Raw genomic sequence first — 21712 nt, 5'->3', positions numbered from 1 at the left:
GGAGAAGGCATCATGGCTTTTACAACAGCATTAAGCGGCTTAAACGCCGCATCCAACAATCTGGCGGTGACCGGCAATAACATTGCCAACGCCAACACCGTAGGCTTTAAAAAGTCGCGCTCGGAATTTGCCGACGTTTACGCCTCCAGTCTGGGCGGAGTCAGCAACACCACGGCCGGCGCCGGCGTCAGAGTTGCCAACGTCGCCCAACAATTCAACCAAGGCAGCTTGTCGTTCACCGACAACAACCTGGATTTGGCGATCAGCGGCGAAGGCTTCTTTACCATGGCCAAAAGCCCAACAGAAACCAATGACATCACTTATACCCGGTCCGGCGAATTCAAACTGGACAAGGACGGCTATCTAGTTAACAACCAAGGCAAATCACTGATGGTTTATAAACCCAACGGCACTGCAGTCTCCGACGGCTTCAGCACCGGGGTGACGCAACCGGTGCAGATCAATACCCTCACCGGCTTACCCAGCGCCACCGACACTGTCTCTCTGGCGGTAAATCTCAACGCCAACGAAACAGTTCCCAGCGTAACTCCGTTCGACCCAACCAACAATAACTCCTACAACTCGCAAACCTCGGTGACTGTTTACGATTCGCTGGGTTCGCCGCATATTCTCTCCACCTATTATGTAAAAGGCGCCTCGACAGCCTCCACTACGAATTGGAGTGTGTATCATTTTATGGCCGAGCCAGCCACCCCAAACGCCCGAACCTCCATCAATGCCGGCACCTATGGCACGGCGGTCGCCGCCCCGGCCACGACCACCACTTTGCCGACGCCGGCCGTGATGACTTTTGATTCCTCCGGCAAATTACAATCCCCGGTGTCCGGACGCTTCGCCTTGAGTGATTACACCATACTGCCGGCGACCGGCGCGGCCCCTGTGAAGGTAGGCACCATGGACTTCTTCGGTTCCACCCAGGTTCAGGAAAAGTTCAGCGTGAATACGATGACGCAAAACGGCTTACCGGCCGGACGCTTGACGGGCATTGATATTGACGATGAAGGGGTGATATTTGCCCGCTTCAGTAACGGCGGCTCACAGACCATGGGTAAAGTGGCATTGACCCGCTTCGCCAATACCAACGGCTTGGCCAAAATCGGCGACACCGCTTGGGGACAAAGCGCCAACTCCGGGGAACCGATTCCCGGTGAGGCCGGCGCGAATAACTTCGGCTTGATTCAGGCCGGCGCGTTGGAAAGCTCGAATGTCGAGCTATCCGCGCAACTGGTCAACCTGATCGTAGCCCAACAGCATTACCAGGCCAATGCGCAAACCATCACCACTGAAAACAGCATTATGCAAACCATACTGCAGATTCGGTAATTAATGGGGAATAACCATGGACCGTAGCCTATACATTGCGATGAACGGCGCCAAGCAGACCTTGCTGGCGCAAGGCGCCAACGCCAATAATCTGGCCAACGCCCAAACCACCGGCTTCAAGGCCGATTTCGAGCAATTTCGCGCGATGCCGGCTTTCGGTCCCGGTTATCCATCAAGGGTCTATTCGATGACCGAACGCCCGGGCACCAACATGGCCAGCGGCAGTATCCACACCACCGGCCGCGACCTGGATGTCGCCATCAACGGCCAAGGCTGGATCGCGGTGCGTAATGCCGAGGGCCAGGAGGCCTATACCCGCGCCGGTGATCTGCGCCTCACCCCGGAAGGCTTACTGCAAAACGGCGCAGGACTCTCGGTGCTTGGCGAAGGCGGCGAAGCGATCACGGTTCCGCCCGCCCAAAAACTGGAAATCGGTACCGACGGCACCATCTCCATCGTCCCGCAAGGCGTCAATGCCACCAATAGCGTGATTGTTGAACGGATCAAGCTGGTGAATCCCGATCCGGCCAATCTGGAAAAACGCGAAGATGGCTTGATGCACGCCAAGCAAGCCGGCGCCATACCGGCCGACGCCACTGTCACGCTGATTCAAGGCTCTCTGGAATCCAGTAACGTCAATGCTTTGGCGGCGATGGTGGAAATGATAGAGCTGTCTCGAAACTTCGAATTGCAATCCAAGGTCATGAAAAACATCGATGACACATCAGGCGCCAGCGCCAAGCTGATGCAAGTGGCATAGTTTCTGCTTTACTCCTGATAAGACAAAAAATTGTCAGATTAGGAGATTGTCATGACAGAACGAGCATTATGGGTCGCAAAATCCGGTTTGGATGCCCAACAAACCCGCATGGCGGTTATTTCCAATAACCTGGCCAACGTCAACACCACCGGCTTCAAGAAAGCCAGACCGATTTTCGCCGACTTGATGTATCAAAACGTCCGTCAAGCCGGCGCACAGTCCACCCAGAACACCCAATTACCCACCGGCTTACAGCTAGGCACCGGGGTGCGCACGGTAGCGACCGAAAAACTGCACACCCAAGGCAATATTCTACAAACCGGCAACTCGCTGGATATAGCGGTCAGCGGACGCGGGTTTATGCAGATTTTAATGCCCAACGGCGACATCAACTACACCCGTGACGGCTCGTTCAAAATGGATTCCACCGGCCAAGTGGTCACCTCCAACGGCATGCCGCTGGAACCGGCCATCACCATTCCTCAAGACGCGCTGAGCGTCACCATCGGCCAGGACGGCACGGTATCGGTAACCCAACCCGGCGCGGCGGCAGCCAATCAGGTGGGACAGATTCAGATCGCCGACTTCATCAACACCGCCGGCTTGGAGCCGATTGGCGACAACCTGTTCCGGGAAACTGTCGCCAGCGGTGCGCCGATTATCGGAGCGCCCGGCGAAAACGAACTTGGCACCATGATTCAAGGTTCCTTGGAAACCTCAAACGTCAACGTCGTGGAAGAGCTGGTCAACATGATAGAAACCCAGCGTGCTTATGAGATGAACTCCAAAGCCATTTCCACCACCGACCAGATGTTGTCCTTTGTCACGCAACAACTTTAATTCAGGACAAAGCTCATGAATACATTCATCACACGGCAAGCAGGCGGCAAAATTTTGCTGGTAGCGGCAATCGCCTTGCTGGCAGGCTGCGATACCTTGCCAAAACGCGACCCCGACTTCGCCCCGGTACAACCCGCCGATTTGCGGCCGCCCCAACAAAGCAACGGCGCGATTTACCAGGCCGGCTACGACATGCGCTTATTCGAAGATCATGCCGCGCGCCGGGTCGGCGATATTTTGACGGTAACCTTCGACGAAAACACCAACGCCACCAAGCAAGCCAATTCCAAGGCCAGTAAAAACTCTGACATCAATATCAAAGGCTCCGCCCCAACTCTATTCGGCGTCGCCAGCGAGGCTTTGCTTGGACATGACCTGGCCTCATCGCTCGAATACAGTACCGACCGCAGCAGCGAAGGCAAAGGCGACTCCCGGCAAAGTAACCGGTTGACCGGCAGCATGAGCGTGACCGTGGTCGACGTGTTGCCCAACGGCAATCTGCGCGTGCGCGGCGAAAAACGTGTGACGCTGAACGACGGCAGCGAATATATCCGCCTGTCCGGCATCGTAAGGCCTATCGACATCAACGTCGCCAACACCCTGGCCTCCAGCAAAGTGGCCGACGCCACAATTATGTACACCGGCGACGGCGCCTTGGCCGACAGCAGCAAGCCCGGCTGGATCTCGCGAATTCTTTCCAGCCCCTTGTTTCCTTTCTAGCCGAGGCTGACGGAGAAATCTGATGAACAAAATACTCTTTTCATTCGCCTTACTGCTCTTGGCAAATACCGCGCAAGCGGAACGTATCAAAGACATCGCCGCCATCGCCGGCGTGCGCACCAACCAATTGGTGGGCTATGGCCTGGTGACGGGGCTGGATAAAACCGGCGACAAAACCAAATTTACCGGCCAAAGCCTGCGCAGCATGATGGGCAAACTGGGCCTGACCTTGCCGCCCGATACCGATCCCAAAGCCAAAAACGTCGCATTGGTCAGTATTCACGCCGACCTGCCCGCTTTCGCCAAACCCGGTCAAAAAATTGACGTCACGGTGTCCTCGATAGGCGATGCCAAAAGTTTGCGCGGCGGCTCGCTGTTGATGAGTCCTTTACGCGGTGCCGACGGCAATGTGTATGCGGTGGCACAAGGGAATTTAGTGGTAGGCGGCCTTAGTGCCGGCGGCCAGGACGGCTCAAAAATTACCGTCAACAATCCACTGGTCGGCCGGGTACCCAACGGCGCCACGGTGGAACGCATCGTGCCCAGTTCATTCGATCAAAGCGCGGACCTGGTGTTTAACTTGAATTCCGCGGATTTCACCACCGCGCAGCGCATGGCGGACTCGATCAACAAGGCTTTAGGCGCCGACACCGCGCAAGCCGTCGACGCCACTTCGGTCAGCGTCAGAGCGCCGGTTAATCCCAATCAACGGGTCGGTTTTGCCTCAGTTATCGAAAACCTGGAATTGGCTCCCGACGACGCACCGGCCAAAGTGATCGTCAACTCGCGCACCGGCACCGTGATTATCAACAGCAAGGTCAGAGTACAACCGGCCGCGGTGTCTCATGGCAGCCTGACGGTGACGATCAGCGAAAACCAACAAGTCAGCCAGCCCAACCCCTTATCCGGCGGCAGTACCGTAGTCACACCGCAATCCAATGTCTCGGTTAAAGAAGATAAAAACCACATGTTTGTCTTCAACCCCGGCGTATCGCTGGACGAGATCGTCCAAGCGGTAAATGGCGTCGGCGCCGGCCCCAGCGACTTGGTGGCGATTTTGGAAGCATTGAAATCCGCCGGCGCGCTCAGAGCCGAGTTGATTGTGATTTAAACAACGTTACACAGCCGCCAATTGCATGATTCTTTGGAGATTCCCATGTTAAACGTAGACAGCGCTTCGGTTTATACCGACTTCAACGGCCTGGCGAAACTTAAACAAGGCGCCCGCGAGCAATCGCCCGAGGCGATCAAGGAAGTCGCCAAACAATTCGAGTCGGTGTTTTTAGGCATGATCATGAAAAACATGCGTCAGGCTAAATTGTCCGAAGGCATTTTGGATAGCCAACAAACCCAGTTTTATCAAGACATGTACGACCAGCAAATGTCCGTGCACCTGGCCGGCAAACCCGGCATCGGTTTTGCGGATTTGATTGCCCAACAACTGTCGCCCAAACAAAACAAAGACGAAGAACAAGACAAACAACTGTCCACTGGCGATTTCTTGAATCGCGCGGCCGGCACCGGCGCCAGCAATAAGCCCGACCATCATCAGTCGTTGCGAGCCGGCGAGGAAAGCGAAGAATCCCTGCCGCTGGATGCCTCCGGCTTAAGCAGCCTGGAACGCAGTTTGGCCCGTTTGGAACGTAGTCAAAATGCGCTAGCCGACCAATGGCAAACCCTGGACGACAAAGTCAGCAGCGAAAATGATCGGCCGCTAACCTCCAGAGACGAGTTCGTTAACCAATTGCGTCCGCATGCCGAACAAGCCGCGCGCAGCCTGGGAGTAGATCCCAATGTCTTGCTGGCTCAAGCGGCATTAGAAACCGGCTGGGGCCAAGGCATGGTGAAAAATCCCCAGGGCGATAACAGCTTTAACTTGTTCAATATCAAGGCCGACAGGTCCTGGCAAGGCAAACAAGCCAAAACCATGACGCTGGAATATGCCGGGGGTGTCGCCAAAAAAGAAATGGCCGGCTTCCGGGCTTACGATTCCTATAAAGAGAGCTTCGACGATTACGTGAACTTTATCAAAACCAATCCGCGTTACAGCGAAGCTTTGAAAAAAGCCGGCAACGCCGGACACTATTTACACGAGCTGCAACAAGCCGGTTATGCCACCGATCCGCGGTATGCCGAAAAAGTCATGACGATCTACCACAGCCAAACCGCGGCCCAGGTAGCAGCTCTAAAAAGCGCGGGATAGGAGGCGACCATGGCCATTGGCATTCTCGGAAACGCATTGTCGGGGCTGACGGCGTTCCAGCGCTCGCTGGAAACCACCAGCAACAACATCAGCAACGCCAACACCGAAGGCTACAGCCGGCAGCGCGTCGAACTGGCCACCCGCCCCGAGCAATTCACCGGCAACGGCTATATGGGCAACGGCGTCGAGGTTGCTAATATCACCCGCAGCTACGACCAGTTCATCAGCAATCAGGTCCGCTCCAGCACCGCGACGTTTCACGATATAGACAGTTTTTACACCTTGTCCTCGCAAATCGACAATATCACCGCCGACGAAACCACTGGTCTGGCACCGGCCATGAAAAGCTTTTTCGATGCGATCGACAGCGTTGCCAACGATCCCAGCTCGGTGGCCGCCCGCCAGGTGATGTTGACCGAAGCCGAATCGCTGACCCAGCAATTCAACACCATGAGCGCCCGCTTCGGCGATTTGCGTAAGCGCGTCAACGATAACATCACCAGCTCGGTGCAAGAGCTAAACGGCTTTGCCAAAACCCTGGCCGAATTGAATGTGAAAATCGTGTCGGACATCGGCCGCTCGTCCGGCAAGCAAATGCCCAACGAGTTGATGGATCAGCGCGATCTATTGCTGACTAAAATTGCCGAAAAAGCCGATGTTTCCTATGTCGCCCAAGCCGACGGCTCTTACAACGTGTTTATCGGCAAGGGCCAACCACTGGTGTTGGGCAGTGCGGCTTCGACGCTGTCCGTGGTCGGCGACAGTAACGACGTCAATCAAAAGCTGATCATGCTGAATGGCCAGGATATTTCAAAACAGTTATCCGGCGGCGAAATCTCCGGCAATTTGCGCTTTAGAGATCAAGTACTGGACCCTGCGCAACAACAGCTGGGTTTGCTGGCAACCGGTTTGGCTACGGAATTTAACAATATTCATAAAGCCGGCTACGACATCAACGGCAACACCAATGTGGCGTTTTTTGATTTGAATTCGCCTACTCCACAAGTGAAAGCCACCGTCAGCGACAGCACCTTGGTGGTTTCTAGCGCATTTGTTGCCCCAACATCAGCATCCGGCTTGGGCGCCGCTTACCGGCTTGATGTGACCGCAACGGTGCCGGCGGCCACTTTCAGCCTGACCAATTTAAGCGACAATACCACTACCACAGGCTTAAGCGCCGCTACTCTGGCGACCACCGCCGCCACTAACGGTTTTAGTATTAGTTTTAGCGGCGGCTCGTTGACCAGCGGCGATTCCTTCCAGATCAGCCCCAACTTTAATGCCGCCGCCAAAATCAAAGTGAACGCGGCCATCACCAATCCCAGACAAATTGCTGCCGCCAGCGCCACCGGCCTGCCCGGCGACAACAGCAATGCGCTGAAATTGGCTAACCTGGAAACCCAAGCAAAAATGTTCGGCGGTAAAGCCAGCTTTACCCAAGTGTATGGGCAAATGATCTCGGATGTGGGTTCGCAAACGCATGCCGCCTCGGTGGGTCGCACCGCGCAGGAAACCCTGCTAAAGCAAGCCACCAGCGCCAAGGAAAACGTATCCGGCGTCAACTTGGATGAAGAAGCGGCCAATCTCATCAATTTTCAAAATTCGTATCAGGCAGCAGCCAAAGCCGTGTCGGTGGCTAACTCACTGTTCGACACGCTGATCGGGGCATTTCGCTAGGAGATTATTATGCGCATTTCAACTTCATGGAATCATCAGCTCGGCCTTAACGCGATGTTGGATCAACAATCCAAACTCAGCGAGACTCAGCTAAAACTATCGTCCGGCAAGAAATACCTCAGCCCCGCGGAAAATGCGGTCGCCGCCACCAGTATGATCGACCTGAATCACAACATTAAGGAAAATGAGCAATACCAAGTCAACATCGGCGCGGCGCGGCAAAGGCTCGACCTGGAAGAATCCGGCCTGGATAATGCCGGCAGCGTGTTGCATAGAATCAGGGAATTGACCGTACAAGGTTTGAACGACAGTAACACCGCCACCAACCGCAAACAAATCGCGATGGAAATCGATGAGTTGAACAAGCAATTACTAAGCATCCCCAACACCAAAAATGCCAACGGCGAGTATATTTATTCCGGATACAAAACCGATCAGGCCGCATTTACCGACACCCCGGCTTACGCCTATCAGGGTGACGCCAACCAACGTAGTATCGCGATAGGCCCCACCCGGCAAGTGACCGACGGCGACCCCGGCGAGTCGGTGTTCGGCAGTATTCAAGTCGCGCCGCTGACAGCAGGCAGCATCAGCAACGTGTTTCAAGCAGTCGCGCAAATATCCGCCGATTTAAAAGCCAACACGCCCAATAAGAACTCGCTGAACGACATCGATACCGCTCTGGTGCGCTTCGATACGATACGCGCCTCGGCCGGCGCCCGTTTAAACGCCTTGGACGATCAGGAAAATTTAAACGCCGACTACATTCTGGACAACAAATCCACCGCCTCGGACATCGGCGACCTGGATTACGCCGAAGCTTTGAGCAAATTCAATCTGCAACAAATATCACTGCAAGCCGCGCAGCAAGCCTTTACCAAGGTACAAAATCTGTCGTTGTTTAATTACATTTCGTAATTTTTCTAGCACCGGGATTATCCATCCCGGTGGGCACCTGTATGGTCTGCATTGCCTTCCGATGTTAAGATTCTTGGGGCTGAGCAAAATCAAGCAGCAAGACGATTTAGGTCAATTAAGTTGATTTAGTGACGGAAGGCATGAAATGGCAAAAACCATGAGTTGGCACCGCATCACCCTCTCCCGCCAGGAATACGAATCCGGTGAAATCTACGTGCTGTTAGGCGCTTTCCGAGCCGCCTACGTGGCGCGAAACGGCCCCGAGGGCATGGCGATGTTCGGCGGCTGGTCCGACGACGAAACGGCCTTCCTGGTTTACACCACGCCCAGATCGGTACGCCACATCACCCCAATCCTGGACGCCTACTCGGCCAAACAAAGCAAAATACCCGATCCGTCCGGCCTGTCGTTGATATACGGCGACGAGTCCGGCTTCTCTTCCTTCGAGATGGGTTTTGAAGCCTGATGTAGCTTCGGATATTTGTGAATTGTCTTTAAACCTATCGCAAACCCGATTTTCCGGTAGGTGTTCTGGAGTGGGTTGATGGGCAAATTTCGGCCAAAAGCCGCCTAACAAAACAATAAAACCAATGACAAATGTCCAGCCAAAAGCAGACGTGGCATGATGAGTTTACGAACTGCATCAATCGCGAACGATGCGATTCACGTTGTTCAGTTCAGTATCCTACAACCCTGTCTATCGCTATCATCAAACGAATAGCAGGTAAGCATAGAAAAGCTGCCACTAACGGCAACTATAGCTCAACCATAAAAGCGGGAGAATTTTGTCTCAGCAAGATTTGTGGCAGTTTTATGAGTCAAGTTGATATACTAGTTAGCACATTTAGTACTACTCATAGTATAAATTAATGTAATTCTATTTTTGATTGCGCACCTCTACGAGCTGAACCTATCAAATGAGATCTTGCATGCCTATTTAACTCCTCCAATAGCCTATCTGTATAATCTTTCTCACAAAAAACTAAAAGAGGTCCGTTTGTTTCACCAGAATATAAAATTTCCTCCATTAAACTGCTAAGCTTTAGGCGTGTAACAACGTTACATGAAAAGTCACGGATATTGCATTTTTTAGATGTTAAAAAGCTATCTAAATATCTAGTATCTATGGGCAAAGAGATAGTTTCAATCATAGCAGTATTAATTTTACACTCTAAACTATATTTTTTAGCTAATGTTGATAAGTGGCCAATAAATCCAAAACCTGAAACATCCGTTATTAAAGGGCATTTAGTTGTAAGCAACGGAATTAAGTTAAATGGATCAGTTGTCAAGTAGCTCGTGGCCAACTCTTGTAAAGTAGTATCATTATTTATCAGTGAGTGAACCAAGTAATACGAACCACCAAGTGGCTTGGTTAATATAATATCTAGATCATCGCTTATATCTCTAACTCCACCATAATTTGACTCCCCAATGAATGTAAAAGTAAGGCTAGTCTTATCAGATAGATATGTGTGTTGATTTACAAGTTTTACACCTAAAGACAATGAAAGACTTGTAATCTCACTAAATATTGTTACCTGCTCTTCCTGAGTAATATCATTTCCTAATCCAGTGCTCAGTAAGCAGTCCGTTGGTGTAATCTTGGCGGCTATTAGGTCATTAGCACAATGGTAAAAAGCTGCTTTAGCATAGGTTTTAGCACATGGAGAGCAAGGAAAAACGGTATCAATAGTTGCGCTTATTTTATTATTAGCCTGTAAGGGCTGAGAGTCATCAGCAAAATCAGAGATACATCTAGAACCAGTAAGATTCAACAATTGATGTGCAGGAAGTTTAGCATTGCAGCCGAATCTAAAATAATCGCAATCAACCATGGAAAACCGCTCAATTATTGAACTATTGTTTGTTTATCATTGATATAAGCCTGTCCCGTATTTTCCACTCTTCTATTAACTCCGCAGCTATTTCAGGCATATAAGTTTTCCATATAGGATCATCATTTATAATATACTCCCTTATGGTTGATCCATCAAATGGTGATTTAACGCATTGTTCTAAAACGTGTGGCTTATATCCGTATTTTTCTAAACGGCGAATCTTTTCTTCATTCCATTGATAGAGTCTCGTTGTTGCACATACAATAGTTTTTGGAAGTATATATTCCAATTTTTCCGGCTCATCAATAGGGAATGGTATAAATTCCACATTATTGCTATTTACTCCTATTTCAGATAACGAACTTCTTATCAAAATCATTCTTTCTGTATAAGTAAGGGGATTGGCAAAGTCTGTCGCTCTATGTTCGACTCCTGCAATAGGATTTTTGACAGGCGTAGGGGCTGCAAGCCCTATTATCAATTTTGGCCAAATTTTTACGGCTTCTAAAAAATAATTTACATGGCCATAATGAAAGGGCTGAAAGCGGCCATGAATACAGCCTAACTTAGATATTTCTCGAAATCCCATACATCTCTCTTTGCTTGCTTCCATAATTGGTTAAAATATTCCTCCGTAGCACCGTAGAATTCTCGGTCAGGGGGAATATCCAACGGTTTTCTTACAATTAGTGTGGTGTGACTTTTATTTTCAAACTCGTTTTCTTGAGTGTTTACGACTGATTCACTATAATAACCAAACCAGCATTCATTATTATTTATCAAGAGAATTCTAAATAGTGGCTTTGATCTATAAAAGCGAACCTCAATTGGAGTCTGATATTCTTCTTTCAATTGCTTTATTTTTCTTAGTGAACGTATTAACAACTCCTTAAAATGGCTTTTTCCTAGACCCCTTCTTGTTGCACCTTCATGCACCCAGTCTACATCGGGAGCAACCAGTAAAAATCTTGCTGGATTATTATTGTTAGAGCAACGATTCATTGCTGATTTAAATACTTCAAAATCTCTAGTTAATTTTTCAGCACCTACTCCAAGCAACGAAAATCCATGAATAGTACCTTTTAGTAAGTTCGAATAGTCTTCTATGGTTGGGTCTATAACAGCGTCATGAACACCTGCGGCGTGTAAGCGAGCTAATAACTCAGCTGACCCTCTTAGATTTTTTTCAACCCGAAAAATATAACTAGACAACATAAAGAAAGGTATAAGTGAGCTAACAGCAATAAAAAGCACATGTATGCCAGTTATATTTGTAGAATATGCTGAAATAATTAGCAAAACAATAAATGGCACAGCAGTAACAGCAATATACAGCAGTGATCCAAAGTCATTTCTACCCGCTTTAATTCTTGATTTCCTAACCCAAGTTAGGATTGTCGCCCCAATCACCTGAATGATAAGGACAACCGATGAAGCAATCATTCCTTGCCATATTGGATCGCTCCAGGAATCAGGGGCAAAGGGAAATTTCATATATCGTTACCTAGTTTATTTTTATTATTATTTAAGTAATTAATTACCATCCGAGACCATGTTGTATAATTATCAATAGTACTATTAATATCAACCATACTCTCAAATCTTGCCTGAGTTAATAAACCTGGCTCCATTATTGTGAATGATCCGTCGCAAGGCACTATATACATTAGCCCTAAATGTTGTTTTCCCAAAGCGTCTGAAGGCTCCCAAATATAACCCACAAAACTAATTGGAAAATCGGGGTTTAGCTTTACCTTCACTTCTTCAGCTAGCTCTCTATTTATATATGGTGTTATTAACGATGGTTCAAACATATCGAAATTATATAGCTTGTCAGCATCAGACTCCATAATATGCCCACTGAAACCAACTGATTTTATATTTACAAGTCTTTTTTCAGGTTGCCGTTTGCTTCTCTTGTGAGTCAGTAACTTATTGTTATTTAGAACCACAAAATAGGAAACTAATTGAACAACATCAGTGTTTTCCTCGGCAATTCCCCTTTTCATGGGGAATGCATTAGAAATTTCTGCCCATAGCTCATTGCAAGACGGAATTACCCCGACTCCGTGGATTAAAAGTTCTAATTTTGCTCTTGAACATACAAGAACTGACTCTTCAGCATATTTTTTAGGCAAGTCAGCTTCTTTCAAAACAATACCCTGATGTTTTTATAAAATTGGTCTGTCAATCTAACAATCAAACTATTAGTACGTCAATCTCATTCTGAAAGCTTTGTAGCTCTAAACGGGATAACACGCATTCTTGACGTGATAGCCAAGTCTGGATAACTTCAACATGTTGCACGCTATTCGCGACAAGTGCTTGATTGTCACCTATTCCTGAACTTGCTGCCATTCGGAATATTTATCGACAGTCTGCTTAGGGTCGGTTTTACCCGGTCAATCCTTACTGAGAAAGCTCCGCCAATTTACACCTGCTATAGCGCTAACATTTCAAGTCGGATTGCGGTAGTTGATTAAGCGCAACTGCTGCCATTCAAACATCTGCGGTTCAACAGGGTCTTGTTTGTTACAAACGCAACAGATACTCACAGGATTTTCTACTTATTAATCAATAACTTATAAATTGGCGCGAAATATGAATTAAGCAAGCCGTGCACAAATCAATGCTATGTCCGGTTGTTCATCATTATCACGGCGCTTATGTCTGAGATCATCCCGTTTCCCGTTCCCAACCAACAACAAAAATCGGATCTTGATGCGGTTATCGATGCAGCGCTAAAGGCTATCCCGAGGCAAGACAGGGAAAAACTCAGGTTTGAGTTGATCAAAACGATAGACAGCTACGATGCCTTTTTTTCTGAATGGTCTTTGAGTCTGCCCGAGGATAGTAACGAAACTCTCAGAAAACAAATTTACGATATTGCACACCAGGAACATGACCGAAAAATACAAATGTTAAAAGACATTATGCGACTGAAGATTAAAGAGCTGGTTGCGGAATACCGACAACGAAAGTAGCGCGGTTTGTACCGAGCTCGTAAAAACCCACGGCTGGTGTGCCCTTCGACAGGCTCTGGTCGAACGGTATTTAAGCGCCGGATTTAAGTAAGGCACGGATTAACAACACCCAAGACCATCAGTTTTAAAACCTAGCCTTAGTCGTCCTTTGGCCCAAATATTCATTACGGAGTGTCATATGAATCAACTTGCCGATGTAAACAGTGTCGCGGAGCTTGAAGTCGATGCGAATAAGCTGATCGTGGCTTTTGCCAGTTCCGATGGGGAAATGATCAATCAGCATTTCGGTTCATCCTTGGGATTTCATGTCTACGCTATAGACGGCAGTTCCGCGACGCCTTTGGCGGCTAAGTCGTTTGGTAAGGAACAGCGTGACGGGAATGAAGAGAAATTAAAGCCTAAGCTGGCCTGGTTAACCGGCTGCGATATGGTTTATTGCGGCTCGGTTGGTGGCACAGCCACCAATGAATTAATCAAATTGGGCGCTCATCCGGTCATTGTTAAAGGCGGTCCCGACATTGAAGAAATCATTGCCGAGTTACAGCAAGACCTTACCGGTGCCATGTCACCGTTGCTGGAACGTATTTTTAAACAAAAATCCGGTAAAGATCAGAGCCGTTTTGCAGAGATGGCTGACGAAGAATGGGCTGAATAATCTGCCGGGCAATTTTGCCTTAATACCCTCCAACTCTACTACCCCTGTCCTTACATTTCCGGGTAGCGTCATCCCCGCAGCAGCGATGGTATGTGAAGGCCGGGCGAAAATAATCGCACGCTTGGGCCGGCGACCGACATTTGCGCCACCATCTCCAACGCTAAACTACCTTTTTCTAAACTCAGGGCATACCGCCTACACCTCCCAATATTTGCCGCCACCGGCCTTATGGCCGCTGGGCAATGCCGTTTGTGAAGGATTTAGGGCCAATTTTTAGGATACCGTTTCAACTATACTATGGAGTGATTTATTGCTTCTCGCACAAGGATGAAATTTAAAAATTTTTTATCGTTAAAGTCCCTGATCATTCTGGGCTTTGTCATTGCGGTGATTCCGCTGTTTCTGGCCGTTATGTACGCCGCTTTCGGCATGCGCGAGACCTCGGCGCTGGGCCGCACCGTCAACACGCATGTCTTCGAACAAACCAAAACCATCCGCCTGGTTTTACAAAAAGCCTCCGATATAGAGCGCAAGGCCAAACTGTTTGTGTTGCTGTCCGACCCGACGCTGCGCCAACCCTACGAACGGCAATCCTACGAAACCGTGCGGGCCTCGTTTAAACAGGCTTTGGGTGATTTACTAAAACTGCACGTCGATAACAAAATCGCACTGCTGGTCAATGAATTATCCGAAAAAGAAAACCTGATTTACCAACAAATCATCGGCTCGGATGACGAAAACAATCTGGAGCTACCGATAGACGAAGCTTTCCAGGGCTTGCGCGAATCCGCCGCCACCCTGTCGCGCGAGTTTGAAAACCACGTGGATCACGAATTCAACGAACTGCACCAATTGTCGGAATCGCTGGAGCATGGCCTGTTGGTCAAAGGCGCAGTATTACTGGCGATTTCGTTCGGTGTGATTGCCGTTCTGTTGATCGTATTGTCGCGTTCGATGCGGCAACTTGATCTTTCGATCCGCCGTTTGGGCGCGGGCGAGCTGGCCGAACCGATTCTGGTGAACGGCCCGTCGGATTTACGTTACCTGGGCAACCGTTTGGAGTGGCTGCGCACTCGCTTACTGGAACTGGAAGTGTCCAAGCAACAATTTATGCAAAACGTCGCCCGCGAGATAGAACTGCCCTTGGCAAGCCTGCGTCAGGATGCCGAATTGCTGGCCGGCGAAACCGACTACGACCCCAACAGCAAGCGGCAAGCCACTGTTTTGCATTTATGCGCCAATATCGAAAAGTTAAGCGCCGTATCCGAGGAATTACTGCGCTACAGTCGGATCAATTCCCTGCCCGACATCAATCGCAAGGAAAGCGTAAACGTCAAAGATTTGCTGGAAACCGTCGTTGACGATTTTCAACCGGTTTTAAGCAGTAAAGCCATCGCTATCCGCATGCTGGCGCGGCCGGTGGAAATTGCCGGCATTCCCGAACAATTGCGGGCAATCATCGAACAATTGCTGACCAATGCCGTGAAATTTTCGCCGGAAGGTGGCGAAATTCGCGTCATATTACGCGACGCCGGCACGTTAATGGAGCTAGAAGTGGAAGACGAAGGCCCCGGTATCGCCATCGACGAACGCGATCATATCTTCGAGCCGTTTTATCGCGGCAAGACCGGCGATACCGGCGACGGCCCCGGCCTGGGCTTGGCCATCGTCAAGGAATACGTCGCCAATCATCAAGGCAAAGTGGAAGTCATCGATGCCCGTCAAGACCAACAAGGAGCCCGCATCAGGGTTCAAATTCCGTTAACCGGGGAGAATTAAGCAACATGCAGGCACTATTCATGCGCGTATTGGCACTGATCGCATCATTGTTGGCCATCAGCGGCTGCGCCGAGATGGATTCCAGCGTCAAGGAACATTTTCCAACCGTTTACAGCGCGCCGGTGGTGCATTCGGACATAGACGAGTTGCTGGATTTTGGCAACAATCTGGCCAACATGACCACGGCGAGCCGCACCGAGACATGCCGGTCTTTAATGAAACGCCAAAAAGACGAACCCGAGATTGGCGTGTTATTGCATTTGATGGTAGGCCGCCTATTGTCAGATGCCTGTGGTGACATTCCCAAAATTCTCGATGAAATTGCCGGCATTCCGCCCGCAGGCCTGAGCGACGAACGGATGCGCCATCTGGTTGCCATTCACACCGAAGCATTAAAACGCATCAACAGCGCATCAAGAAAACTCGGCTCATTGGAACGCAAACACAAAACCGTGCAAAACGTGCTGGAAACGAAAGACGCCGCCGGTTCCAAGAAAGAAGAATCAAGACTGCTACGCGAGAAACTGGAAGCCATCCGGTCGATGGAAAAGCAACTGGACGAGACTAGCGAAGGCAAATAAGGCCAATGTTTCGGTTTCGCTTGGCGATAGTCATTGTTGTTTCGTTCTGCTTTGTATTGAGTTTGGGTATTGCCTTGTATTGGGGCGCCGACGAAGTAGCGCGCTATTTTCAACACAGCCAAACCGCCTACGAAACCTTCGACGATTACGAACAGCTGTCGCAGGAAGCTTATCGCCATTTCAAGCAACGCATGGACCGGCTGATCACCGCCAACCCCAATTCGGAAACCGGCGTGGAATCTTCCAAACGCCGTCTTTACGAGGCCATGCAAACGCTGCGCGACACCGCCGTCAAAGCGCCGGACACAGACAGCGCCAGCGAAGAATGGACCAATAAGCCCGCGGAGTTGGAGAAAGTCGCCCATCTCACCGCTTTCCTGGAAGCCAGCGAATATCGTTTCGAAGAAGTGGAGCGGCTGCGCTTGCAAGGTAAGCTGACTACCGCGGTGCAGGCTTTAGCCAAGTTCACTGAAGAGGAAATCGACGGTAAATTCCAACCCCTAATCGACGCCGCTATCAACGCCGAACGGGAAAAAGCCCAAAAAGCCAAGCGCGAGTTGGAAATGTTGGTGGAAAAGTCGCGCTGGACGGCGATTTTAGCTTCGTTAACCGCGGCGCTATTCAGCTTGGTAGCCGGCATCATGTTGCTGCGCGCGTTTAAAAAACCTATCGAAGCGCTAATGAAAGGCACGGACGAAATCGCCTCCGGCAACCTGGATTACCGAATCGCTTTGGACAGCCGCGACGAATTTGCTTATTTGGCCAGCCACTTCAATCAAATGGCCAAGGAACTGGAAGTCCAACAAGATAAACTACGCGAAGGCCGCGCCGTATTGGAAGAGCGAGTGACCGAGCGGACCTTTGAGCTTAATCTATTGAACGAGGAATTAAAGCGCATGGATAATGCCCGCCGTGAGTTTTTGGCGGACATCAGCCACGAACTGCGCACGCCGATCACGGTGATTCGCGGCGAAGCGGAAGTGACGTTGCGCGGCCAGGACCGCGATGCCGAAGAATACAAAGACGCATTGCAACGCATCGTCGAGCTGTCGATGCAGTTGGGTAAATACGTGAACGATTTACTGTTTCTGGCCCGCGCCGACACGGCCAATCTGCAATTCGAATGGAATAAAGTGGATTTGGCGGATTTGGTAGCCAGCAGCGTCGAGGATTTTCAAGTGATGGCGCAAGAATATTCGATTTCCGTCAGCCTGGACGCGCCTTCCGGACCGTTACTGGTGCGCGGCGACAAGCAACGGCTACGGCAGGTGCTGTTCATTCTGGGCGAAAATGCCTGCCGCTATTCCAAACCGCTCGGGCATATCGCTGTGGCGTTATGGCGCGACGGTAAACAGGCCTGTTTCAGCCTGACCGATCAGGGCATAGGCATACCCTCCGAGGATCTGGATCGAATTTTCGAACGCCACTTCCGCAGCAGCAATGCCCAGCATTCCCGAGACGACGGCTCCGGCCTGGGTTTGCCGATGGCCAAATCCATCCTGCAAGCCCACGGCGGGCAAATCGCGGTACGTAGCGTCGAAAACGCCGGATCGACATTTACGGTTACACTACCCCTGCTTACGGTAGCATAGGACGGATTTTCATATGAATGATAAATACATGACGACCAATACTCTGACGGGAATAGGCTATATGCGGGTACTGATGGTTGAAGACGACGAGCGTATCATCGATTTCGTGCAACGCGGCTTAAAAGCCGAGGGCTATGCCGTGGAGGTGGCCCGTAGCGGGCAAGAGGCCATTGCCTTGGGTACCGAAGGCAGCTTTCAGGTGATCATTCTGGACTTGGGCCTGCCGGACATGAACGGCCGGCAGATTTGCGAACGCTTGCGCAGCAACGGCATCGACACCCCGATTTTGATGCTGACCGCGCGCGATACCGTGCAAGACAAAGTAGCCGGCCTGCGCTCCGGTGCCGACGACTATATGACCAAGCCGTTCGCCTTTGAAGAATTGCTGGCCCGTATCGAAGTTTTACTCAGGCGGCGCGGCGGCGAAGTGAAGCAGGACGACAAAGAATTGCGTATCGAAGACCTGGTACTTAATGGCGAAACTCACGAGGTAAGACGCGGCGATAACGTCATCGAGTTAACCCCCAAGGAGTTTGCCTTGCTGGAATGCTTTATGCGCATGCCGGGTAAAGTATTGAGCCGCACGCGCATTCTGGAACAAGTCTGGGGCTATAGCGCCGATCCGCTGACCAATGTGGTGGATGTTTATATTCGTCAACTACGGCGGAAGATAGACGACGATTACGAGCTGAAATTGCTGAAAACCGTGCGCGGCTTTGGATACAAAATGGATGCATCTTGAGTTGGACGTGCGAAATTTTTGTGTCTACGCACCGTTATCAACAGTCTGGTCGGCAGCCTACAAACCTTGGTAAGCTAGCTTACTGAACAAACCAGCGCCAACCCGGACCCAAGCGCCTCCTATGCAACTCACCCTGCTCGACCCGGATCATCCGCACCAAGCCTTTCCGCCACTGCATAAGGCCTTGAAACAACCCAACGGCTTACTGGCCTTTGGCGGTTGCCTGTCGCCGCAGCGCATCGTCAACGCCTACCGGCACGGGGTATTCCCCTGGTTCAATCCCGGCGAGCCTATTCTGTGGTGGTCGCCCGACCCGCGTTTGGTATTGTTTCCGGAACAACTGAATATTTCTCGCAGCCTGGCGAAAACCCTGCGCAAACAATTGTTTGAAATTCGTTACGACAGCGCCTTTCGTCAAGTAATCGATGCGTGTGCGGCGCCGCGTCGCGACGAAGGTGGCACCTGGATTACCGACGACATCCGCCAAGCCTATACCACACTACACCACCTGGGTATCGCACACAGCTGCGAAGCCTGGCAGGACGGCCAGTTGGTAGGCGGCCTGTACGGCATTGGCATCGGCCAGGTCTTTTTCGGCGAATCGATGTTTCATCGTAAAACCGATGCCTCCAAAGTGGTGTTTGTGCATCTGGTGCAGCAGCTCAGCGCTTGGGGTTATCAAGTCATCGACTGTCAGGTCAGCAGCGAACACTTACTCAGCCTTGGCGCGGCGGAAATCCCTCGCAGCCGCTTTGTAGAACTGCTGGATAGGCTCTGCGATCAAACACCGACGCCCGACGCTTGGCAAGCATGAGCTCCATCCCGATTTGGCTGGACAGCGGCCACGCCTGCGGCTATCTGGACGACCGTCTGGCACGTTCCGGCTTCGTGCATCCGTCGGTGAATATCGACACCACGCTCTACTCGCAACTGATTGCTCAGGGCTTTCGGCGCAGCGGCGATCATGTTTATAAACCCTATTGCGAAGCCTGCCAGGTTTGCGTGCCGACGCGGCTGCCGGTGGCATTATTCCAACCCGACCGTAAACAAAAACGCTGCATCAAGCGCAATGCCCAAACCCAGGTAGTCGTCAAAAACGCCGAGTTCGACCCGCGTCATTTCCAACTGTATCAACGCTATCTAAGCACCCGCCACGACAAGCCCGGCGAAGATGCCGAAATCACGCCGGATGACTACATCAAATTCCTCGGCAGCAGCTGGTGCGACACGCTGTTTGTGGAGTTTTTAATCGGCGGCCAATTGGCGGCGGTCGCGGTGGTCGATGTGGTAGCCGACGGGCTATCGGCGGTGTATACCTTTTTCGACCCGTATTTTGCCGACCATAGCCCAGGCGTTTACGCGGTATTGTGGCAAATCGAAACGGCCAAGCAAATGGGACTGGAATATGTTTATCTGGGCTACTGGATCAAAGACTGTCGTAAAATGCGCTACAAAATCGATTATCAACCGCTGTCCGGCCTAATAAACGGCCAGTGGCAATTTATTTCAAATCAAACATTTAACGAGGATTAAGCCGTGCCGAAAGCCAACGAACTAAAACAGGGAACCGCCATCGAAATCAACGGCGAGCCGTATGTGGTCAAACACATCGACGTGCGCAACCCTACCTCGCGCGGCGCGACCACGCTTTACAAAGTCCGCTTTACACACATGAAAACCCGGCAGAAGCTGGACGAAACCTTCAAAAGCGACGACATGCTGAAAGCCGCCGATTGTTCACGGTGCAACGTGCAGTTTTCCTACCAGGACGGCGACACCTACTATTTCATGAACAGCGAAACTTACGATCAATACGCGCTGGCGGCTGACGACCTGGAAGGCCAAACCCTATATCTGACCGACGGCCTGGAAGGCATCATCATGCTGTTGATGGACGACGCCGCGCTAGGTATCCAGTTACCAACCACCATTACGCTGCAAATCGTCGAAACCCCGCCATCCATGAAAGGCTCCAGCGCCACCAAACGCACCAAAACCGCCAAACTCAGTACCGGCCTGGAAGTACAAGTCCCCGAATATATAGAATCCGGCGAGATGATCAAGGTCAACACCGAAACCGGCGAATTCTCGTCGCGGGCTTAACGCCGCCCTCTCCGCCAGCCGCCGACCGAATCAGCCATCGGCGGCAACGGCTTCACTACCCCGCCCTTTACCCAGTCAGCCCCCAAATCTCGATTGGAAGTATGTCCGAGTTCGTGTCTGAGCCGCAATGAATGACTCATGCTCGATTGATATTGAAGCGATTTTTGATTCTTTGTGGCACACACCGCAATCCCTTTGGCAGCATTGCTGAAAAAATTCTGAGTGCAACAGCTTTATTGGAATATTTCGCAGGCATTCAGTGCTGACTGAGCAAATTCGGCCAATTGCCGACTGTTGAGTATTTCGAGTCAATGGCAGGTTTACCCCCAAAATAGCTATTCAACATGAAACTCGGCAACAACAATTAGCACGACGTGATATCTCGGACGATCCAATGGAATTTTGAGTCAGGCAAATTCGCTCGTGTCATTGGCAATAATCCTCCGAAATATGATGGTTATTACAAACAAACTTAAATACGTTTTAGATTCAACAGATATGATAACGGGTTTCTTCGTACTTTTTTAGTTTCAGAAGCAGCATCTAAAAGGTCTGGAACAATGGAACCTAAACTTGCGGCCGCCCCTGTAAGAAGAGCGGAAAGAGTAAAACCTGCAAAGGCAGAAACTACTAGCGCAGGAGAACCGGCAGCAAATGCTTTCTTTGATATTTTTCCAAAAAGATTACACCAAATATCTCTGTAAGCATCCTCCGCTTTCCGGGCTTCAGGTATTATCTTTCCAAGTACTAACTTACGAATTTCACTTTCATACTTTTCATCCCAAGGTTGAGATCCAATCTGAGAGGTTAGATCAAGTATATATTCTCTAACAGGCTGTTGATTTTATCGCTCCCGCAAGCCGCATTGATTGGTTGAACCAGATGCGAGAGTAATTCATAAGACATTGTTCTGCATGATAAAATAGTACCATCTCCAATATACTGCATTGATCCCATGCGCGGCGCCGACATC

22 protein-coding genes are annotated in these 21712 nt (G+C 50.4%); 18 read left to right on the top strand and 4 right to left on the bottom strand.

Annotated features, from left to right (window positions below; genetic code table 11):
- Positions 1-12 precede the first annotated feature (12 nt).
- The 9 genes from flgE to CWO84_RS09575 all read left to right on the top strand — a co-directional run bounded on the left by flgE (position 13) and on the right by CWO84_RS09575 (position 8928).
- A complete protein-coding gene (gene flgE / locus CWO84_RS09615) occupies positions 13-1344 on the top strand; it encodes a flagellar hook protein FlgE (RefSeq protein ID WP_033159264.1) in 1332 nt (443 codons plus the stop codon).
- A gap of 16 nt (positions 1345-1360) precedes the next feature.
- Complete coding sequence (gene flgF, locus CWO84_RS09610; protein ID WP_033159263.1) at positions 1361-2104, top strand: flagellar basal-body rod protein FlgF; 744 nt, start codon at positions 1361-1363, stop codon at positions 2102-2104.
- Positions 2105-2155: 51 nt separating this feature from the next.
- Positions 2156-2944 (top strand): flagellar basal-body rod protein FlgG, encoded by a 789-nt coding sequence (gene flgG, locus CWO84_RS09605; protein WP_033159262.1) that lies wholly within the window; start codon positions 2156-2158, stop codon positions 2942-2944.
- Between the two features lie 15 nt (positions 2945-2959).
- Positions 2960-3664 (top strand): flagellar basal body L-ring protein FlgH, encoded by a 705-nt coding sequence (flgH, locus tag CWO84_RS09600; protein WP_051670499.1) that lies wholly within the window; start codon positions 2960-2962, stop codon positions 3662-3664.
- A gap of 22 nt (positions 3665-3686) precedes the next feature.
- On the top strand, positions 3687-4775 hold the full coding sequence (locus tag CWO84_RS09595) for a flagellar basal body P-ring protein FlgI (protein WP_033159261.1): 1089 nt from the start codon (positions 3687-3689) through the stop codon (positions 4773-4775).
- A 45-nt stretch (positions 4776-4820) separates the two neighbouring features.
- Complete coding sequence (gene flgJ, locus CWO84_RS09590; protein ID WP_033159260.1) at positions 4821-5867, top strand: flagellar assembly peptidoglycan hydrolase FlgJ; 1047 nt, start codon at positions 4821-4823, stop codon at positions 5865-5867.
- 9 nt (positions 5868-5876) lie between these two features.
- Positions 5877-7544 carry a flagellar hook-associated protein FlgK gene (gene flgK, locus CWO84_RS09585; RefSeq protein WP_033159259.1) on the top strand — a complete coding sequence of 556 codons (1668 nt, stop codon included), beginning with the start codon at positions 5877-5879 and terminating at the stop codon, positions 7542-7544.
- Between the two features lie 9 nt (positions 7545-7553).
- Complete coding sequence (gene flgL, locus CWO84_RS09580) at positions 7554-8462, top strand: flagellar hook-associated protein FlgL (protein WP_101052425.1); 909 nt, start codon at positions 7554-7556, stop codon at positions 8460-8462.
- Between the two features lie 157 nt (positions 8463-8619).
- Positions 8620-8928 (top strand): hypothetical protein, encoded by a 309-nt coding sequence (locus CWO84_RS09575; RefSeq protein ID WP_033159257.1) that lies wholly within the window; start codon positions 8620-8622, stop codon positions 8926-8928.
- Positions 8929-9328: 400 nt separating this feature from the next.
- Here CWO84_RS09575 and CWO84_RS09570 read toward each other — a convergent pair whose 3' ends face one another.
- The 4 genes from CWO84_RS09570 to CWO84_RS09555 are packed head-to-tail and all read right to left on the bottom strand — an operon-like array spanning position 9329 to position 12456.
- Complete coding sequence (locus CWO84_RS09570; RefSeq protein WP_084153539.1) at positions 9329-10300, bottom strand: AIR synthase-related protein; 972 nt, start codon at positions 10298-10300, stop codon at positions 9329-9331.
- 22 nt (positions 10301-10322) lie between these two features.
- Positions 10323-10892 carry an adenylyltransferase/cytidyltransferase family protein gene (locus tag CWO84_RS09565; RefSeq protein ID WP_033159256.1) on the bottom strand — a complete coding sequence of 190 codons (570 nt, stop codon included), beginning with the start codon at positions 10890-10892 and terminating at the stop codon, positions 10323-10325.
- On the bottom strand, positions 10865-11797 hold the full coding sequence (locus CWO84_RS09560; RefSeq protein ID WP_033159255.1) for a hypothetical protein: 933 nt from the start codon (positions 11795-11797) through the stop codon (positions 10865-10867). The genes CWO84_RS09565 and CWO84_RS09560 overlap by 28 nt, the downstream gene beginning before the upstream one ends.
- Positions 11794-12456, bottom strand: a complete 663-nt coding sequence (locus CWO84_RS09555; RefSeq protein ID WP_129871439.1) for a hypothetical protein — start codon at positions 12454-12456, stop codon at positions 11794-11796. Before CWO84_RS09555 ends, CWO84_RS09560 begins: the two co-directional genes overlap by 4 nt.
- 513 nt (positions 12457-12969) lie before the next feature.
- Here CWO84_RS09555 and CWO84_RS09550 point away from each other — a divergent pair.
- The 9 genes from CWO84_RS09550 (at position 12970) to yeiP (ending at position 20739) form a co-directional block, all read left to right on the top strand.
- Positions 12970-13287: a hypothetical protein gene (locus CWO84_RS09550; protein WP_033159253.1), complete on the top strand. Its 318-nt coding sequence runs from the start codon at positions 12970-12972 to the stop codon at positions 13285-13287.
- A gap of 178 nt (positions 13288-13465) precedes the next feature.
- A complete protein-coding gene (locus CWO84_RS09545) occupies positions 13466-13942 on the top strand; it encodes a NifB/NifX family molybdenum-iron cluster-binding protein (protein ID WP_101052424.1) in 477 nt (158 codons plus the stop codon).
- A 327-nt stretch (positions 13943-14269) separates the two neighbouring features.
- Positions 14270-15721, top strand: coding sequence for an ATP-binding protein (locus tag CWO84_RS09540; RefSeq protein WP_033159251.1), 1452 nt, complete (start codon positions 14270-14272; stop codon positions 15719-15721).
- Positions 15722-15726: 5 nt separating this feature from the next.
- Entirely contained in the window at positions 15727-16302 is a 576-nt protein-coding gene (locus CWO84_RS09535) for a hypothetical protein (RefSeq protein ID WP_033159250.1), read from the top strand.
- A gap of 5 nt (positions 16303-16307) precedes the next feature.
- Positions 16308-17894, top strand: coding sequence for an ATP-binding protein (locus tag CWO84_RS09530; RefSeq protein ID WP_033159249.1), 1587 nt, complete (start codon positions 16308-16310; stop codon positions 17892-17894).
- A gap of 13 nt (positions 17895-17907) precedes the next feature.
- Positions 17908-18636, top strand: coding sequence for a response regulator transcription factor (locus tag CWO84_RS09525; RefSeq protein ID WP_225892914.1), 729 nt, complete (start codon positions 17908-17910; stop codon positions 18634-18636).
- Positions 18637-18757: 121 nt separating this feature from the next.
- Positions 18758-19450, top strand: coding sequence for a leucyl/phenylalanyl-tRNA--protein transferase (aat, locus tag CWO84_RS09520; RefSeq protein ID WP_101052423.1), 693 nt, complete (start codon positions 18758-18760; stop codon positions 19448-19450).
- On the top strand, positions 19447-20169 hold the full coding sequence (locus tag CWO84_RS09515) for an arginyltransferase (protein ID WP_101052422.1): 723 nt from the start codon (positions 19447-19449) through the stop codon (positions 20167-20169). Before aat ends, CWO84_RS09515 begins: the two co-directional genes overlap by 4 nt.
- A 3-nt stretch (positions 20170-20172) precedes the next feature.
- A complete protein-coding gene (gene yeiP, locus CWO84_RS09510) occupies positions 20173-20739 on the top strand; it encodes an elongation factor P-like protein YeiP (protein ID WP_033159245.1) in 567 nt (188 codons plus the stop codon).
- The last annotated feature ends 973 nt before the right edge of the window (positions 20740-21712 follow it).

This window comes from Methylomonas sp. Kb3, from assembly GCF_002834115.1.
GTDB classification, from domain to species: domain Bacteria; phylum Pseudomonadota; class Gammaproteobacteria; order Methylococcales; family Methylomonadaceae; genus Methylomonas; species Methylomonas defluvii.
This window is presented reverse-complemented; position numbering and strand designations above follow the sequence as displayed.

What these genes read in the sequence shown, in the direction of transcription:
- flgE (WP_033159264.1), top strand. Translation starts at nt 13, where the DNA reads ATGGCTTTTACAACAGCATTAAGCGGCTTAAACGCCGCATCCAACAAT.
- flgF (WP_033159263.1), top strand. Translation starts at nt 1,361, where the DNA reads ATGGACCGTAGCCTATACATTGCGATGAACGGCGCCAAGCAGACCTTG.
- flgG (WP_033159262.1), top strand. Translation starts at nt 2,156, where the DNA reads ATGACAGAACGAGCATTATGGGTCGCAAAATCCGGTTTGGATGCCCAA.
- flgH (WP_051670499.1), top strand. Translation starts at nt 2,960, where the DNA reads ATGAATACATTCATCACACGGCAAGCAGGCGGCAAAATTTTGCTGGTA.
- CWO84_RS09595 (WP_033159261.1), top strand. Translation starts at nt 3,687, where the DNA reads ATGAACAAAATACTCTTTTCATTCGCCTTACTGCTCTTGGCAAATACC.
- flgJ (WP_033159260.1), top strand. Translation starts at nt 4,821, where the DNA reads ATGTTAAACGTAGACAGCGCTTCGGTTTATACCGACTTCAACGGCCTG.
- flgK (WP_033159259.1), top strand. Translation starts at nt 5,877, where the DNA reads ATGGCCATTGGCATTCTCGGAAACGCATTGTCGGGGCTGACGGCGTTC.
- flgL (WP_101052425.1), top strand. Translation starts at nt 7,554, where the DNA reads ATGCGCATTTCAACTTCATGGAATCATCAGCTCGGCCTTAACGCGATG.
- CWO84_RS09575 (WP_033159257.1), top strand. Translation starts at nt 8,620, where the DNA reads ATGAGTTGGCACCGCATCACCCTCTCCCGCCAGGAATACGAATCCGGT.
- CWO84_RS09570 (WP_084153539.1), bottom strand. Translation starts at nt 10,300, where the DNA reads ATGGTTGATTGCGATTATTTTAGATTCGGCTGCAATGCTAAACTTCCT.
- CWO84_RS09565 (WP_033159256.1), bottom strand. Translation starts at nt 10,892, where the DNA reads ATGGGATTTCGAGAAATATCTAAGTTAGGCTGTATTCATGGCCGCTTT.
- CWO84_RS09560 (WP_033159255.1), bottom strand. Translation starts at nt 11,797, where the DNA reads ATGAAATTTCCCTTTGCCCCTGATTCCTGGAGCGATCCAATATGGCAA.
- CWO84_RS09550 (WP_033159253.1), top strand. Translation starts at nt 12,970, where the DNA reads ATGTCTGAGATCATCCCGTTTCCCGTTCCCAACCAACAACAAAAATCG.
- CWO84_RS09545 (WP_101052424.1), top strand. Translation starts at nt 13,466, where the DNA reads ATGAATCAACTTGCCGATGTAAACAGTGTCGCGGAGCTTGAAGTCGAT.
- CWO84_RS09540 (WP_033159251.1), top strand. Translation starts at nt 14,270, where the DNA reads ATGAAATTTAAAAATTTTTTATCGTTAAAGTCCCTGATCATTCTGGGC.
- CWO84_RS09535 (WP_033159250.1), top strand. Translation starts at nt 15,727, where the DNA reads ATGCAGGCACTATTCATGCGCGTATTGGCACTGATCGCATCATTGTTG.
- CWO84_RS09530 (WP_033159249.1), top strand. Translation starts at nt 16,308, where the DNA reads ATGTTTCGGTTTCGCTTGGCGATAGTCATTGTTGTTTCGTTCTGCTTT.
- CWO84_RS09525 (WP_225892914.1), top strand. Translation starts at nt 17,908, where the DNA reads ATGAATGATAAATACATGACGACCAATACTCTGACGGGAATAGGCTAT.
- aat (WP_101052423.1), top strand. Translation starts at nt 18,758, where the DNA reads ATGCAACTCACCCTGCTCGACCCGGATCATCCGCACCAAGCCTTTCCG.
- CWO84_RS09515 (WP_101052422.1), top strand. Translation starts at nt 19,447, where the DNA reads ATGAGCTCCATCCCGATTTGGCTGGACAGCGGCCACGCCTGCGGCTAT.